The following is a 17,625-nucleotide window of genomic DNA, read 5'->3' on the forward strand; positions in this document are numbered from 1 at the left end:
TCATTATCACGTTTTTAAACTAAAAATTATTCTTTTTCTATGTATTTCTTAAATAGTATTTTTATATATGGTTATATTTAATGATTAATTTTTTAAATAAATAAATTCTATATCCCATGAAAAATTATATTCAAATAAAAATTTAATGATTGAATAATATTCTATTTAAATGAGATATATAATTTTTATAAAGTTTTTCATTTATTCAATAATGTAGTGTGTTTAAAAGAAATAAACTAAAAACAAGTATTAAAAAATAGTTAAAATAGTATAATTAATAAGAATTATCAAAATTAGTCTATAATGAATAGGATCTAATCCATAAAATGGATTAAGATTCTAATCATCTTCAATATCTATATTGCAAGAATAAACTTACAACACATTCATTAGATATTGAAAAAATACAAGCATTAAAATGGAATTTAAAAATCCAAAAATGAACTTTTAAACTCTATTAATAAAATATTAAACAAATATTATATAATTTTTTTTTAATGTTTAAAAATTGTAGGATGATTAAAAATCATCTGATTCCATAAAGTTTTTCCTTTATTCCATTAATATTCTATAACTTATAAATTATAGATTGATTTTGCAATTTTTGGAAGTGATCTAATGGAAACGGAATCCCGAATTGAAGAGGCTTTGGAATATATTCTAAATGATACTCACCATGCATTGAAACTTTTTGATGAAATCCTAAAAGAGGAACAAAATAATATCAATGCCCTTAATGGCAAAGGGTCTGCATTGATGAAACTGCATAATAATACGGATGCCTTAAAGGTCTTTGAGTCTTCATTGGCCCTTGAAGAAAACTCTTCGGCATATTTGAATATAGGCATCATTTCCAAAAGCAATGGGGACTATAAAAATGCCTTGAAATGTTTTGACAAGGCTTTAGAATTTAATCCCGGATTATCTTCAATTGTAAGCATATTGAAAAATGAAATTTATGAAATGCTAAATCTTGAATCTGAAGATTTGGAAAGCATATATGATTATAGTCATGAAGCCAATTCTTTTATAAAGAAAGCTCTAAAACTTAAAAATCAAGGCAAGCTATGGGATTCACTAGACTATTTGGAAAATGCAATTGATGAAGACCCCAGTTGCAGAAATACTGTAAATGACTTGATTGGCAAAGTTGAAGAAGGAATTCTAAAAGAGTTTTTATATAATAAAACTGATTTAAAAGATAAAAATACATCACCAAATGTAAAAAGACTCACCAAATTAAAAAATTTAACATATCGGAGCATAACTGTTGAGAATAATCCTCATAAGTCATTATCCTTGATAAATAGAATATTTGAAATCAATCCAAATGATTTGGACGCCCTCAATTTTCAAGGCATCACTTATTTTAGTTTAAGACAATACAATAAATTCATTGAATCATTTGATAAGTGTTTAAGTAGGGATATTAATTTTGTTCCTGCATTGTTTAATAAAGGACTTGTTTTAAGAAGATCGGGATATCTAAATGAATCTTTAAAATGCTTTGAAAAGGTATTAGACGATTCTGATAATTATAAAAAAGTACAAGAATTTCGTAAAGATGTTTTAAACAAATTAAAGCAATATTAAATATTTATCCATTCTTTTTTTAAAAACATATCATAACATCATGATATGAAAACATTTAAATATGTTGATTTATACAGTATTATTATAAAAAGGTGTTCTAAATGAAAAATCAAAATTCACAAAACAAAAATGGTCATGATGATGTATGTGAAGTATTTCATCCCCATGAAGATTCAATTGAAAGGGCTAAAAAGCATATTTTAGCTGAAGAGGAATACACTGACTTGTCTGAATTCTTTAAGATATTTGCAAATCCTACAAGGCTTAAGATAATTTCATTACTAAGCTATGAGGACTTATGTGTTTGCGATATCTGCGAATCATTGGATTTGAATCAAAATGCAGTATCCAATCAATTGAGAATATTGAGGGCACATAATATTGTCAAATATGAAAAGGAAGGAAAATCAGCAAGATACTCATTAACCGATCTTCATGTAGAAATGATTTATAAAATGGGTTTGGAACACTTGAATGAATAATGAAATTCTGGATATTTTTCAATTAAACTATTAAAATTTATTTAAGGTGTCAATATGGTAGAAAATAGATGTTATGATCCTGATTGTAATGATGAGGAATGCTTCAATCCTGCACATTACAATTACATTTGCTTTGACCCTGACTGCAATGATGAAAAGTGCACTAATGAAAAGCATTATAATAAGCAGTTATTAAGGGATTATCAAAAAAGCGTTGATTTAAGTGTTTTTAATCATAGGGAAGAGATAGATTATGATGAGGATGTTGATATAAGCATTTGCGGTTGCCCAGATTGTGCAGATGACGATGATCATGACCATCATCATGACCATGGACATGACCATGAGCATGACCATCATCATGAGCATGAAGATGAGCATCATGAGGAGTCTTGTGGTTGTGGTTGTGATGAGGATGATTCTCACGATAATGAAGATGAGCATCATGAGGAGCATGACCATGAGCATAGTCATGAACATGAGCATGAAGATGAGCATCATGAGGAGTCTTGTGGTTGTGGTTGTGATGATGATTCTCATGAGCATGACCATCATGAAGAGCATAACCATGAGCATGAGCATGACCATCATTATGAACATGAACCTAAAGTGGTTGGAGATTCTTGTGAAGACCCTGATTGCGATTGTCATGACCATGAGCACGACCATCATGGACATGACCACGATCATGACCATCACCATCACGACCATGATGATGAGGATTTCTCACTTTGCGCATGCCCTGATTGTGCAGATGATGACCATGACCATGACCACGGACATGACCATGGCCATGGGGATGGAGACCTTATTGCAGAAGGAAAGCCTCTCTTATCAAACAGGCCTATTCAAATCATGGTCTCAAGCGGAATCCTATTTATAGTTGGACATATACTTGAATACTTGTCCTTTGACATGACCATTGTAACAATAATCTACATGCTTGCAGCTATTATAGCAGGTTATGAAATAGCCATTATGGCATATAATTCACTTGTAAAGCGTCATACCATTGGATCTGCACTTCTTGTGGTTATTGCATGTATAACTTCATTCATCATCGGTCATGGTGAAGAGGGTGCAGCAGTTGCCTTATTGTACTATATTGCTGAATTCTTAGAGGATTATGCAGAGCTTAGGGCAAAACGTTCCATCAAGTCCTTGGTTGAACTGGCTCCAGAAACTGCAAGAGTCAAGGTTGACGATGGAGAGGAAGTCCGTAATGTGGACCAAGTAAAGTTTGGGGAAATTGTGATTATAAGACCTGGTGATAAGGTTCCTTTAGATGGAAACATTGTTTATGGTACCTCTTCCATTAATCAAGCTTCCATTACCGGTGAAAGTCTTCCTGTAACAAAAACAGTCGGTGATGAAGTCTTTTCAGGTACTGTAAATGAAGATGGATACCTGGAAATGGTGGTTACCAAAGAAGCTAAGGATTCAGTTATTTCCAAGATTGTAACCCTTGTAAAAAGGTCTCAATTAAACAGATCCACTACAGAAACAATGGTGGAGCGCATTTCCAAATATTACACTCCTTTAATGATAGTAATTTCTGCCTGTGTAGCATTTATACCTCCACTCTTCTTTGGTCAGGACTTGGTGGATTGGATTTATAAGGCACTTTCAATTATGGTTATTTCCTGTCCTTGTGCATTTTTAATCTCCACTCCAATAGGAATGGTCTCAGCCATCACTTCAGCTACCAAAAAGGGAGTTCTCATCAAGGGAAGTACCTATGTGGAAGAAATGCGTAATGTTAAGGCTGTCATCTTCGATAAGACAGGAACTTTAACAGAAGGAAAGCTTGAATTAAGTGATATAAATGTTTTAAATGATGCTTACACCGAAGAAGAGATAATAAAAATAGCTGCTTCATTGGAACACAGTTCATCTCATCCAATTGCTCAGGCAATTGTTGATTATGCAAGCATTAATGAAATAAGCTTTGATGAGATTGAATATTTTAAAAACATTCCTGGTAAGGGAATTGTAGGTACTGTAGATGGAAAAGCATACTATGCTGCAAATGAATCCTTGATTGAAGGCAGTGAATTCAATGTTTCAATTGATGAAATCAATCAATACTCTGCAGAAGGAAAGACACTTGTCTTTATTGGTGATGAAAAGGGAGTCATTGCAGGATTGACTATAGTTGACAAAATCAGAGACAATGCTGCAGATGTAATCAAGGACTTGAGAAATCAAGGTGTCAAAACAATCATGCTTACCGGTGACAATAAGATGGCTGCAAATAAGGTTGCAAATGAAATTGGACTTGACTATGTTTACTCCAATTTGCTTCCTGAAGATAAGTTGAATATTCTTGATGCCATCAGAAACAAGTTTGGTGATGTGGCTATGGTTGGTGACGGCATCAACGATGCACCTGCATTGGCACGTGCAAACATTGGAATTGCAATGGGTGCAGCAGGTTCAGATGTTGCAATTGAAACCGCTGCTGTGGCTCTAATGCAGGATGACATTAGCAAGTTGCCCTACCTATTTAGTCTAAGCCAAAAGACAATGAATATAATTAAACAAAATATTTCACTATCCATTTTCGTAAAGGCTTTCTTTGTAATCCTTGCAATATTAGGTTTAATTACTTTAATGATGTCTGTTGGTATAGGTGACTTGGGCTTAACTTTAGTAGTTATACTAAATTCCTTCAGAATTGCTAGAGTAAAAGATCCATTATTCTAGAAAAATTTTGCTTAAGTTCAAAACTTAAGCTATTTTATATTTCTTTATATTTTCTTTTTTTTAAATTCTTAAGCTATTTTTTTTATATTTTCTTTTTTTTAAATTATTTATCCTATGATTACTAAGATTGATAAAGTATTTTTGTTCTTTTTAACCAGATTCACATTGGCATAATAACAGAAGATGAATCTAATCCACATTCCGCAATATCTCTAAGAACTAAACAGATTAGAATTCAAAAGGAATCTCAGGCCTTATAGCACCTTGAATAATTGTCTCATCATTTATAAAATTGATAATTTCAGGATTACCTACATCTACAGCAAAACGATCTGGAATAAAAGGTGTAGGAGATTTGCAGAAATATCCTCCCACAATTCCACCAAGCACACCTGCAGCTACACAAGAATAGGTCAGAGACAAAACAATAGTTAATCTGTTCAATCTTGCATCACATGAAGCTTCAATGATCATTGCTGAAGTACCAACCCCACACATTACACCAACTACACCGCCAACTACCGCTCCAATTACAGGATTAGCTACAGCAATTGTTGTTAAAAAACCGGCTGAAAAACTTAAAATCATGCCAAAAACACTTATAAGTGCTTTAAGTCCAGTGGAAATGGATTTTACACAAGTAACATAATAATTAGTATTGTTAACTTGTTCACCATCAAGTAATACTATTCCTCCATTAGCACTACAAACATTATCTCCTTTTCCATAGGCATCATTATTTTCAAAGGAACAATTATCAAGGACCAGATACCCCTGATTGAAGATTGCACCTCCGTTTTTAGCCCTATTGGATTCAAAATGACAATTATTGCAAATACAGACTCCAAGGTTAAATATTGCTGCACCATAGTCTCTGTCAATATAATATTCCATGCTGTTATTTTTGAAGCACACATTATTAAAAATACAGTATCCTTCCTTATTTTCAACCGCTGTGTTGAATCCCTCTATCGTTAAATTAGATATCATGTAGATTTGATCTTTTGCCGGTTTTATGAATTTGTATTCAGTTCTGTCCATGGATGTGCCTTGTATTTTTGCCCCGTTACCAATTATGTTGCCTATGTCAAATCCATTATCAGTATTCCATTTTTTGTTTGTTTTGAAAACTTTATTTTCTGGAAAAATTACATTTAATGCATATTTGAGGTCTATGAACTTGAGTGTGTCTTTTGAAATTATTGGTGTAATGTTATGAGGTAACTGGAACGAACCTCCTTGAAAAAAATCTGGTTTCGGTATGTCGAAGATAATGGATTTTTTTAAAAGTTCAGATAAGTCTGGGGCAATTAAGTCCATAACTGAAGAATTAAAAATAAGATCATCTACAGTACTTTTAGAGACATATTCATACATGTTCTCCATTTTGAGGGTCTGTTGATTTCTATTGATAAAACTGAATGTTAAATCGTTAATACAAAATGTCACATTCATGGTTTTGGTAATTAATATATCATTTTTGAAATCGTCCTTTAATGCTGATGTAAAAATATTGTTTATAGTAGTATTGGTGAAAAGATACTCCTTTTGATATTGAATATCATATTCTTCAAAGTTTCTGATTATTGTTAGTGTAAAGTCCCCGTTATCTAAGTATTGGCAAAAGCAACATAGCTTATCTTCAGGGATTGTGATGATTCCATTGATTATTGTCTGATATATTATTGGAATGAGATTTATTTGCTTGTCCCATACTAAGGAATAATGTGTTTTCATTAAATTATTAATATCAATATTGTATAATGCATTATTTGTCCAGAGTCTGTAACCGTTTGTTGTTGAGTTGATAATTTTTGTGTTGTTATGTTTGTCTAAAAAGATTGATTCTCCAGATAATTTGGAGGTGGAATTTATAAATAATGCTTTGTTGATTATATTGTTAACACCTGTCAGGTATATTGCCCCACCAACACAATCTGCAGTGTTGTTTATGAATTGGCAATTTTGAATTGTTCCGTTGTTTCCAATCCAGCTTAATGCACCGCCATTTACAGCTTTATTTTCATAAAACTTACAGTTGCAAAGCAGACCATTATTGCCATACCAGGAAACAGGACTGTCAACAAACTGATAATAATCAGCCTTTTTGTCAAATATTATTTTTTCATCATTATGGGAATCAATATCCTGAAATGTTGCATCTCCTTTAGGCTGGGAATTAATAAATGTCAAGTCAAATATTTTAACATTATCTCCGTTTACTTTAAATATGGAAAATCCTTCTGATGCACCGCCAGCATCAATAATATGGCCATTACCGTTAATAGTCACATTGCTACAATTAATCTCAATTACATAGTTATATAAAACAGTGTCATTTTTATTAAAAAAATAGTCTTTGCTTACTTCATAGGTATCTCCAGAATGGAGACCTTGAATATCATTATTCAAGTCGCAAAAAGTGCCGGCGTTATCCTTATCAATAGCACCTGAATAACTTGTTTCGTCAACAGAAAAAGAATTATCCGAATAATCGCTAAATATAATCTCATCGCTACCATGAGATACAAGAAGATTTCCTGAAGTTTCATTAAAATCTGCAATATCCTCACTAGCACAAACACTAGACAAGCATATCATAAAACTCAGCAAAAAAATAAATATAACTGCAATGTTCAAGTTAAACCTCATATTTCTATTTTTAGTAAGAATCATTAAATGCTCCTGCAATGCTATACTGGCAATGCTACCTTAACCCAATAATTTGCAATCACCTACATTACCATATCTTGCTACTACTAATCTATTGGAGTATGCAATATGGAATTAGATTTAATTAATCAAATAAGTAAGTAAGTGCTTGCTTTATTGAATTCTATATAAAAGAGGTTTAATAAATGTTTTCGAAAGCAAGTGCTTGCTTGCTTGTAAAAAATTTTATCCAAAAAAATGTACAGTTTTCAGTATAATAAATTTCATATGAAATGAAGTTCAAAATAGAAATATGGATGGTGAACATATAATAACAGATTTAAAGGAATTATGCAAAAATGATTCGCTCATCAAAAGTGAGCTATTGGATTTGCTTAAGAGATATGCCGAAACAATTTCTGTCTATGACCAGATGATGACTATCGCACGATTGAGAAAAGACGGGGAATTCATCACTGAAAGCTATAGTGACAAATATTTGAAAATATATATTGAAAACTTCATATTGCGAATAAAGGAATTTCTGATGAAAAACATCTCGGATGATGGTGAAATCAACATCAAATCTCTTAGGGATTCATTTCCACAGCTTCAGAGATGCTTTGAAAAAGAAGGTGCAAAGGATTTCAATGCTGAAGAGGACAAATTCCCTCTTATGCAGGTGATAATGTCATTATATACAACATTCATAGTTGAAGAATCCATCCATCCTGTAGGAAGCGAATTTCCAGGAAATCTGAAAATAGAAAAGAGAAATGGGAAATTCCTATGTCCTGTGAAGGACTATCAAAAGGATAATGAAAATGCAGTTTGTAACTTATGCATAGCCGAACAGGCTCCAAATCTATAAGATAAATTTAGAAAAAACTGATTTTGAAAATTTTTTATCTATTTTTTAGCTTAATTATTATCGTTTTTTTATTTTTATCTATTTTTTAGCTTAATTATTATCGTTTTTTAATTTTTATCTATTTTTAACTTAATCTAATTGTTTAAGAAATGGTCTTTGGATTATGGAATTTAGATTAAAAAAAAGTTTACAACGAAATTAAAAGAATGGTTGATATGGGTTTTTGTTGGATTTAATTTTTGATTTTAAAAATAGTTATTTGTTGGAGTTTTCTTGTTGGATTTAATTTTTAATTTTAAAAAATAGTTATTTCATTGGTTTTTTTTTCTGAATTTAAATTTTGATTAAAAAAAGTAATTAATAATAGTGAAATTCATTCCACTATTATTTTTTATATTTTTTTGATTTCTTTATTTTCTGAATTCTAAACTTATCAAATAATTATTCTGTAAGTTCAGGAACACTATTTGCCATAAACATGCTTAATATTTGTTTTAGGAATTCACTTATATCAATTCCGTTCATGTTAAACATGGCTAAAACTTCAGAAATGTCTATTCCAGGTATATTAATGCTGGTCAATAAAGCAGATACATCAAGTTCATCTACATCAAAACTGACTAGCATTCCAGACCAATTAATTTCTTCCCAGTCAAGATTGAATAAGTTTAATGCAGCTGAAATACCAGACTTGATGACATCAGAATTGGTTAAGAGATCCATAATCTCTGCCAAGCTGATTGCAGATAAGTCATAACCTGATAGGTCAATGCCGAAAGCAGTTAAGTCAATTTCTTCTGCATCAATCAATTCGGATAAATCAAGTTCAATTGCACCTAAACATGAATAATCGAAGTTTTCAAATATGCCTTCGAAATCGATATCCAAATTATTGAACATTTCCAAAATTCCGGAAATATCCAAGCCAGATAAGTCAAGGTTTCCGATTAAGCTGGACATGTCAAAGTTTTCTTCGTCAAAGCTTGCAATTAATCCGGATAAATCAAGTTCAGATATGTCAATGCCGAATAATTTCAATGCAGCAATAACCATGTTCATGTCAAATTTACACTTATTTAAGATATCAAGCATATCTGCCATGGTGATTGCAGTTAAATCATACTTGGAGAAGTCAATGCCTAATTCAGCTAAAGCAGATAAGTCAATATTTGATGACTCACTCAATCCAGTTAAGTTAAGTCCAATTGCATTTAAGCAGGAGTAATCAATGTTTTCAAATACTCCAGCTACACTTTCGAGTAAGCCTGCAACAGCAGAAAGGTCTAAGCCAGATAAGTCAAGGCTGCCGAATATGCTGTCTAAGTCAAAGCTTCCTTCGTCAAAGCTTGCAAGTAATCCGGATAAATCAAGTTCAGATATGTCAATGCCTAGTAAGTTCAATACAGCAGCAACAGTATTCATGTCTATATTAAAGTTGCCTACGATTGCCATGAGCTCTGTCACTTTGATTGCAGATAGGTCATAGTCTGATAGGTCAATGCCTAAATCTGCTAAGTCAATGCCTATTGAATCAAGGACACCAGTTAAGTTAAGCTCAATTGCAGCTAAGCATGAGAAGTCAGCGTTTTCAAATATGCTGTTTAAGTCAAGATCTGAGTTATTGAAGATTTCCATAATGCCTGAAATATCCTCAATGGATATGTTAAGGCTAGCTAATAGGCTGGAGATGTCAAAGTTTCCTTCATCAAAGCCGCTTATTAAACCAGACATGTCAATTTGCTCTAAGTCGAGGCCGAATAATTTTAATGCAGCTGAAATGGTATTCATGTCTAAATTAAAGTTGCTTAGGATACCCATAAGTTCTGTCACTTTGATTGCAGATAGGTCAAAGTCTGATAGGTCAATGCCTAAATCTGCTAAGTCAATGCCTATTGAATTAATCAATCCAGATAAATCAAGGACAATTGCATCCATGCATGAGAAGTCAGCGTTTTCAAATATGCTGGCGAAATCAATGTCTGATTCATTGAAATTATCTAAAATGCCGGAAATATCCTCAGGAGATAAGTCAAGGCTGTTTATGAAACCGGTCATATCAAAGTTTTCTTCGTCAAAGCTAGCAATTAGGCCAGACAAATCAATGCCGGATAAATCAAGGGCTGAATTTTTACAGTTTTCATTGTATTCTTCAACTTCTTTCTTGGATAATTTTCCATCATGCTTGTCTTTGTTATAGTATTTTATTTCTAAGCCTTGGTATTCCCATTTGCCAGTGTCTTCATTGAAATTGACATCTGCAACATTAGAGTCAACATGATAATATTTATCTGTGGCATCTGTTACTCCTTCACCAATGGTGATTGGCTCATCGCCACTCATAAGCATAGCTGCAATATCTTCCATGTTAATTTCAGAATTGCTTAAGATGCCCATAAGTTCTGTTGCTTTGATTGCAGATATGTCATAATCGGATAGATCAATGCCTAAAGCGGATAAGTCCATGTCTATTGACTCAATCAATCCAGTTAAATAGATCAATGCCTAAAGCGGATAAGTCCATGTCTATTGACTCAATCAATCCAGTTAAGTCAAGGACAATAGCATCTAAGAATGAGAAGTCAGCATTTTCAAATATGCCGTTTATGTCAAGGTCAGAATTATTGAAGATTTCCATAATGCCTGCAATGTCATCAGTGGATAAGTTAAGGCTGGCTAATAGGCTGGACATGTCAAAGTTTTCTTCATCGAAGACAGCTATTAGTCCAGATAAATCGATTTCCTCTAAGTCAAGACCTAATAATTTTAGCAATGCTGAAATGGTGTTCATGTCAAAGTCAAAGTTATTTAAGATGCCCATGAGGTCTGTCACTTTGATTGCAGATAAGTCATAGCCTGATAGGTCAATGTCTAAAGCAGATAGGTCAATGCCTATTGAATCAAGGACACCAGTCAAGTTAAGCTCAATTGCAGCTAAGCATGATAAGTCAATGTTTTCAAACATGCCGTTTAAGTCAAGGTCTGAGTTATTTAAGATTTCTAAAAGACCTGAAATATCTTCGATGGATAAGTTAAGGCTTGCTAATAGGGTGGATATGTCAAAGTTATCTAGATCAAATCCAGCTATTAAGTCGGATAAATAGATTTCCTCTAAGTCAATGTCAAATATTTTCAATACGGCTAAGATTGTGTTCAAGTCAATATTATAATTGCTGATGATTGCCAAAATGTCTGATATTTTCATTGAAGATAGGTCATAGTCTGATAGGTCAATGCCTAAAGCAGATAAGTCAATGCCTATTGAATCAATCAATCCGGTGAAATTAAGTGTAATGCCATCCAATAGTGAAACATCGAAGTTTTCGAATATTTTGCATAAGTCAAGGTCTGAATTTTCAAGGGCGTCTATAATGCCGGAAATATCCAATCCAGATATGTTAAGGCTTGCTAATAGGGTGGATATGTCAAAGTTCTCTACATCGAAGTTTGCTATTAAGCCAGATATGTCCATACCATCTAAGTCAACGTCGAATAATTTGAGCATTGCTGTAACGGTGGTCATGTCAATATCAAAATCACTGACGATGTCTATAAGTTCGGTCAATTTTATTTCAGATAGGTCATAATCTGATAGGTCAATGCCGAAGTCAGCTGGGTCAATGCCTATTGAATCAAGCAATCCAGATAAATTAAGCTTTATGGAACATAAGCATGAGAAGTCTCCGTTTTTGAAGATGCTTCCTAAATCAATGTCTGAGTCTTCGAGCATTTTTCCAATGGCTGACACATCTTCGCCAGATATATTGAGACTATCCAATAAGCTGCTGATGTCAAAGTTATCCAAGTCAAAGCTGATTAGACCAGACATGTCAAGATTTTCTGAGTCAAAACGCAATAAGTTAAATAGGGATTTGATGGTAGATAAGCTATAATCAGAATCGCTTATTGCACTAAAAATATCTGCTACGCTGATTGCAGATAAGTCATAGTCTGATAGCTCAATGCCGAAGTCAGCTAAATCAACATCTATTAAATCAAGCATATCAGCTAAATTAAGCACAATTGAGTCTAAGCTGGAATAATCAAAGTTTTCAAATATGCTGACTATATCTATTCCTAATAGCTCAAAGTCTGCAGATTGGTTATATAGGCTAGACATGTTTCTAGTGTAGGTCTCCATGTCAAATCCTGAACTTAAAAGTGCACCAAGGGTTAACATATCGATTTTAGTAACATCTAAAGGAGATATGTGTCCAGTCATTTTAATTGGCAATTCTGTATCATCAGTAGGATTTTTAATGTTTATTGTATCAATATTTAACATTGGGAACAATTCATTGAAAGTTATTCCTCTTACATCAAAACCATTCATGCCAATATCTATATCAAAACTGTTTGAATTTAAGATTGGTACAAGTGATACATTTATATCATCCATATAAAGAACAACATCATCAAAGTTTGTGTAATGGAAATCTGACATTGTTATGGATAAATCAAAATCAGCTAATTTTAAATCATGCAAGAAGAGATTTAGATTTAGGTCAGATAAGATTACTCTGTAGTCTTTGTTGATGATGCTTAATGTAGGTATATTTACAGATACTGCAAGCTTTTCTCCGTCTATTCCTATTTTCAAATCAAAATCAAGGTCTTCAAAGCTTAAAGTTGCATTATTGAAGTTAGGATATAGGAAGTTGCTTATAGCAATATTTATGTATACACCATCATTAGGGTAAGTTTTGGAATATAAGTTTAGGCCTTTTAAATTCACATAATCCCTATTGGTTATAATCTCCAAACTATCCATAAGTGCTGAAAGCTCAAGACTTTGTGGATCTGCACTAGGCAAAATGCCTAAATCAAGATTTTTAAATGTAAAGACAGTGCTTTCATAGTCTGTATAGGAAACTTCAGGAATGCTCATTTTCAAATCAAGGTTTGTAGAATCTGTAGAATCTATTGACATGGTGGAATCAGACATGATTAAACCATTTTGGGTAAATCCTTCAATCTTTAAAATAGATTTGTCTTCCATTATGCTTTCGTCTTTAATGGATAAATCCTGTAGTTTTATATTTTTTTTATTTTGTTCAATTTTTTTTTTAATAAAATGAAAAATCTTAAAAATTAATTATTTTTTTAAAATTACAGATAATTTTAAATATTTTTATTTTTTAATAGTATTTAAGTTTTTTTACTAAAAAATTTTGATGTATCGTGGCTTATTTTATAAAAAAAACAATTTTCATGAATTATTATGAGAGTATTTGATAGTATTAAAACGAACTTTAAACTCAGTTAATTATTAAGATTTTAAGTACAAAACAATTAAATAATACTTTAAAAAGAGTATAAATAACTAATAATTAAGGAGTGGAAAAATGTCTAAATCCTTCATGGCTAAAATGCTAGAAAAGGTTTTAAGTTCAACAAAAATGAAATATATGGATTCAAAAGAGGAAGCAGACAAATATATAGAAAATCCGCCAGAAACTAAAGTGCCTAAACGACCATTCAAAAGCAAGGATATGGATGGTGTTGAAGTTTTCACTTTTGGGGATGAAAACGCTGAAAATACTATTTTGTATGTTCATGGTGGGGCTTATATACTTGAAATAAACTTTTTCCAATTGTTGCACTGCAGAAAACTTGCAAAAAAGCTTAATGCTTATGTAGTTGCACCAGTTTATCCTCTTGCTCCATTAAATAGTGCAAATCAAAACTATGACCTTTTAACTCCATTATATGAAAAATTAAGTTCAAGAAATAATTTGATATTGATGGATGACTCTGCAGGAGGTGGATTTGTTTACTCATTTTGCCAATATATAAAAAACACTGATTTGCCTCACCCATATATGATCATAACCTATTCTCCATGGGTTGACTTTTCAATGTCAAACACTCCATACCCTAGCGAAGAGGATGCAACTTTAGGTGATGTTGGGCTTCGTGAATTCGGTAAGACATGGGCTGGAGATTGGGATACTCAAGACTATAGGGTAAGCCCTTTATTGGAGACAATACTGGTTTGCCTGATACCCTGATTTTTGTAGGAGGCGCAGAACTCTTTTATGATGATATTATAATTATGCCGAAAAACTAAAAAATGATGGTGTTGATGCAAAGATAAGTGTTGGTGAAGAAATGTTCCACATTTATCCTGTATTTCCTATTTCTGAATCAAATCAGGTTGTTAAAGAAATACAGGAATATTTAAAGGAATAAATATGTTCTTTGAAAATTTCTAAAATTATTGGATTACAATCCATTTAATGATGATGAACATATTTTTTATTGTAGATATGCATTGTTCAATTATGAAATTCCTCATAAAGACAGCTCTTTTGTTATTTTATTATAATTTATCTTGATAATTTTTAAGATATTATTCATTCTTCGTTTTCCTGAATTTAGAAAAGAATTAGAGAGAAATTATCTTTTTGAGGAATATTGGTTTTTTTTCAGTTAGATATATTTCTGAATGGAAATTCCTTAATCGGTTAAATTATCTATTTTTTCAAAAAGTTTCCCATAGCTTTCAAAAAGATCCTTCATTTCATCATCATTTTTAGACATTAAAACTACCTTAAGCTCTTGATCCTTTTTTAGGATTTCCACTTGGCTGGAGTTTTGATTGTCATCAAATGAATCAATGATCATTGATTTTATTTCATTATATTTATCTTCAGTTAAATTGTGCATTCTGCTATGGTTTAATATGTCCATTGCATGGATAAGTCCATTTTCCTGTCTGTCAATGCAAGTGGAGAACCTTATTTTGGTGTTCATGTAATAAGGGGCTTCTATTTTATCTCTTCGAAGCACAATTGAAATTCTTGATATTACATGGTCATCATTGCAGTTTTCATTTATGAATTTAAGCAATTGAAACTGTTTTATATTTGCATTATTGTTCATGAAAGTCATGGTAATATATTATTTTTAAAAATATTTAAGTTTAGTGAGTTAAGTTGCAATATTTATTAATTTCTTTTTACTTTATTAATTGGCTGTAACTTTATTTCTTGATTAAAAGTTTTTTTTTTACTTTTTTAATTAGCTATAGCCTCATTTCTCCATTTGAAATACATCAACACAGAATTGATCAGGTAAATAACGCACATTGCTAAAATTGCTACAGTTCCAGAACCGTTTAAGAAGGATTGAATCCATAGGAATACATTTATTACATTTACAATAATCCACAAAAGCCATTGTTCTGTATACATCCTTATAGAAATAATCAATGCAATAACAGATATGACTGTTCCTAATGCATCTACAAATGGCAGATTTCCATTCAATATCTGAAGGATGATGCCATATGCAATTGTCATTCCAAAGACAACTGCCAATAGGATAATGGTATCCCTTATGGAAAGGCTCTTTTTATATACTTCATTTGTTTTAGGGTTCATGTTTTTATTCCAAACATAAAATCCATAAAACTGCATTGGAAGGTAATATAAAACATTTAGCATCAAAAGGCTATAGTATTTGGCATTATAGCAGATAAAGGCATATGCAATAATGTGTATTATTGCAAAGAAATAGGTAAGCAATTTGCCTTTTCCAGCTAAAATTACACATATAATTCCTGTTACCGCAGCAACAAGCCCCAATAGATCTTCACCTAAGATTATTGTTATGGCTGTTATGGAGATTGTGGCAATGACAAGCCATGCACTTTCCCATAACTTCCAACCGGACAATTCTTTTTTTAAAAATTCATTCATAAAATTAGTATATTGCTTTAAATTAATATAGTTTTCAAATCAATCCTTATTTTAGCCTTATTCTAAACTAAAGACTAATTTAACATCTCCAGAACCTAAAACTTTTTTTAGCTTATTGGAGTCAACATCATCAATTTTTCCTAATTTTGTATAGCTCCATGAGTGAGAACCATAGAACAAGGATATTTTGTCTGATTGATACAATACGATATCTCCAGGTTCTGTATTGATGTTTTCATCATTTGCAGGAAGTGAAAATCCTAATTCTCCTACCTTTTCAAATCCTCCATATTCTGTTGCATTAACTGTAACATTTCCTTTTTTTAATTCTTTTATAAATTCCTGTGTAGCAGAATTATTTTCCAATTCGACATCTAAGACTTCATCATTGATTTTCACTGTAACTGTATTATCCATGTTATCATCTCCGCTAACTGCTGTACAAGCAATTAAACCTAAAATAACTATTATTAAAGCAATTATTTTTTTAACAATTTTAATCACCTTTATTAAATATAAGAGACTGTAAAATTTTATCTGCTTTTTTTTGGTCTGTAAATTTTATAGGCTAATTTAATTTTATTAGATTTCTTTATAATAAAAATTAGTATTATGATTTTAATCCTAAATTTTTTTACAAACTCTAATTTTTGAAAAATTCTAAAATTAAATATTTTTTTAAATATTTTATAAATTTTACAAATTATTAGCTTAATTAATATTTAAAATGCTTAGATTCAAATTTTCATGGACTTTTTGACATTAATTCATTTATCTGACGATTATGTTCTAGATTTGTCCTTTTAATTCTCCATCATCTAATGATTTGATATGGTGAATGACTTTTCTTGTTACAGGATAGCTGATTAATTCATATAAGACTTTAAAGACCACTTGACAACAGATCATGCTTAAAATCACATCATTTGGGAAAACTCCATAGAATGCAACTGTAATGAAAATCATGGAATCAATCGCTTCACCAACTAATGTACTGGTTATGCATCGTACAAATAATAAATCATAGTATTTTTCTTTCAGTTTAACCATTATTTGAGCATTTACGATATTACTGAACATATATGAACAAAGTCCAGCAAAGAATAGTCTTGGAGTGGTTCCTAAAATTGTTGCAAAGGCATCTGCATTTGGGCTGTTTGAAGGTAAAGCCATTGCTATTGAATAGAGAATAACAGCTAAGATATTTAAAAGAAAACCTAGATAAATAACATTTCTTGTCATATTGTACCCATATATTTCAGACAAAATATCGTTGATGATAAACAATGCTGGAAAAGTCAGGATAGAACAAGGCAATACTATAAATTCTATTTGCAATGTTTTAGTGCCTAAAATATTTGACATGATGATTAAAGCACAAAACATTCCTACTAATAATGCATACATTTTAGTTTTTGTAAAATTAGTTAACATTAAAATCCCCAATTAGTATATAATTTGTTAATAATATATGAGAGGGTGTCACAAATTTTGAAAAAAAATCTAATTCATGATCCCAATTTTTTTTTTTTTAATTTTTTCCAAAATCCAAAAAATTCTTTTTTTTTTCTTATGAATTGGATCTTTTGTTCATTTTCATTGAATATTCTTTTAAAATTGT

The 17,625-nt window shown here is 31.5% G+C and carries 12 protein-coding genes; 5 read left to right on the forward strand and 7 right to left on the reverse strand.

Going from position 1 to position 17,625, the window contains the following annotated elements:
• Nucleotides 1-618: 618 nt before the first annotated feature.
• The 3 genes from QZV12_RS10525 (at nt 619) to QZV12_RS10535 (ending at nt 4,781) form a co-directional block, all read left to right on the forward strand.
• Nucleotides 619-1,593 carry a tetratricopeptide repeat protein gene (locus tag QZV12_RS10525; RefSeq protein WP_295621414.1) on the forward strand — a complete coding sequence of 325 codons (975 nt, stop codon included), beginning with the start codon at nt 619-621 and terminating at the stop codon, nt 1,591-1,593.
• 101 nt (nt 1,594-1,694) lie between these two features.
• Complete coding sequence (locus tag QZV12_RS10530) at nt 1,695-2,075, forward strand: helix-turn-helix transcriptional regulator (RefSeq protein WP_295621417.1); 381 nt, start codon at nt 1,695-1,697, stop codon at nt 2,073-2,075.
• 54 nt (nt 2,076-2,129) lie between these two features.
• On the forward strand, nt 2,130-4,781 hold the full coding sequence (locus QZV12_RS10535; RefSeq protein WP_295621419.1) for a cation-translocating P-type ATPase: 2,652 nt from the start codon (nt 2,130-2,132) through the stop codon (nt 4,779-4,781).
• Between the two features lie 228 nt (nt 4,782-5,009).
• Here the strand turns inward: QZV12_RS10535 and QZV12_RS10540 are convergent, their stop codons facing one another.
• Nucleotides 5,010-7,382 (reverse strand): hypothetical protein, encoded by a 2,373-nt coding sequence (locus QZV12_RS10540; RefSeq protein WP_295621422.1) that lies wholly within the window; start codon nt 7,380-7,382, stop codon nt 5,010-5,012.
• A 364-nt stretch (nt 7,383-7,746) separates the two neighbouring features.
• On the opposite strand from QZV12_RS10540, the gene QZV12_RS10545 reads away from it, so the two are divergent.
• Complete coding sequence (locus tag QZV12_RS10545) at nt 7,747-8,304, forward strand: DUF2115 family protein (protein ID WP_295621426.1); 558 nt, start codon at nt 7,747-7,749, stop codon at nt 8,302-8,304.
• Nucleotides 8,305-8,745: 441 nt separating this feature from the next.
• Here the strand turns inward: QZV12_RS10545 and QZV12_RS10550 are convergent, their stop codons facing one another.
• The gene (locus QZV12_RS10550) at nt 8,746-10,803 is read right to left on the reverse strand and encodes a hypothetical protein (RefSeq protein ID WP_295621429.1); all 2,058 of its coding nucleotides are present in this window, start codon (nt 10,801-10,803) and stop codon (nt 8,746-8,748) included.
• Nucleotides 10,778-13,300 carry a hypothetical protein gene (locus tag QZV12_RS10555; protein WP_295621432.1) on the reverse strand — a complete coding sequence of 841 codons (2,523 nt, stop codon included), beginning with the start codon at nt 13,298-13,300 and terminating at the stop codon, nt 10,778-10,780. The genes QZV12_RS10550 and QZV12_RS10555 overlap by 26 nt, the downstream gene beginning before the upstream one ends.
• 346 nt (nt 13,301-13,646) lie before the next feature.
• On the opposite strand from QZV12_RS10555, the gene QZV12_RS10560 reads away from it, so the two are divergent.
• Complete coding sequence (locus tag QZV12_RS10560) at nt 13,647-14,312, forward strand: alpha/beta hydrolase fold domain-containing protein (protein ID WP_295621435.1); 666 nt, start codon at nt 13,647-13,649, stop codon at nt 14,310-14,312.
• A 448-nt stretch (nt 14,313-14,760) separates the two neighbouring features.
• On the opposite strand, the gene QZV12_RS10565 is transcribed toward QZV12_RS10560, so the two are convergent.
• The 4 genes from QZV12_RS10565 to QZV12_RS10580 form a co-directional block, all read right to left on the reverse strand.
• The gene (locus QZV12_RS10565; protein ID WP_295621439.1) at nt 14,761-15,195 is read right to left on the reverse strand and encodes a hypothetical protein; all 435 of its coding nucleotides are present in this window, start codon (nt 15,193-15,195) and stop codon (nt 14,761-14,763) included.
• Nucleotides 15,196-15,320: 125 nt separating this feature from the next.
• The gene (pnuC, locus tag QZV12_RS10570) at nt 15,321-16,004 is read right to left on the reverse strand and encodes a nicotinamide riboside transporter PnuC (RefSeq protein WP_295621442.1); all 684 of its coding nucleotides are present in this window, start codon (nt 16,002-16,004) and stop codon (nt 15,321-15,323) included.
• A gap of 57 nt (nt 16,005-16,061) precedes the next feature.
• Nucleotides 16,062-16,508, reverse strand: coding sequence for a cyclophilin-like fold protein (locus tag QZV12_RS10575; protein ID WP_295621445.1), 447 nt, complete (start codon nt 16,506-16,508; stop codon nt 16,062-16,064).
• 285 nt (nt 16,509-16,793) lie between these two features.
• The gene (locus QZV12_RS10580) at nt 16,794-17,438 is read right to left on the reverse strand and encodes a queuosine precursor transporter (protein ID WP_295621448.1); all 645 of its coding nucleotides are present in this window, start codon (nt 17,436-17,438) and stop codon (nt 16,794-16,796) included.
• Between the last annotated feature and the right edge of the window lie 187 nt (nt 17,439-17,625).

This window comes from uncultured Methanobrevibacter sp. (assembly GCF_902769175.1).
GTDB lineage: Archaea > Methanobacteriota > Methanobacteria > Methanobacteriales > Methanobacteriaceae > Methanobrevibacter.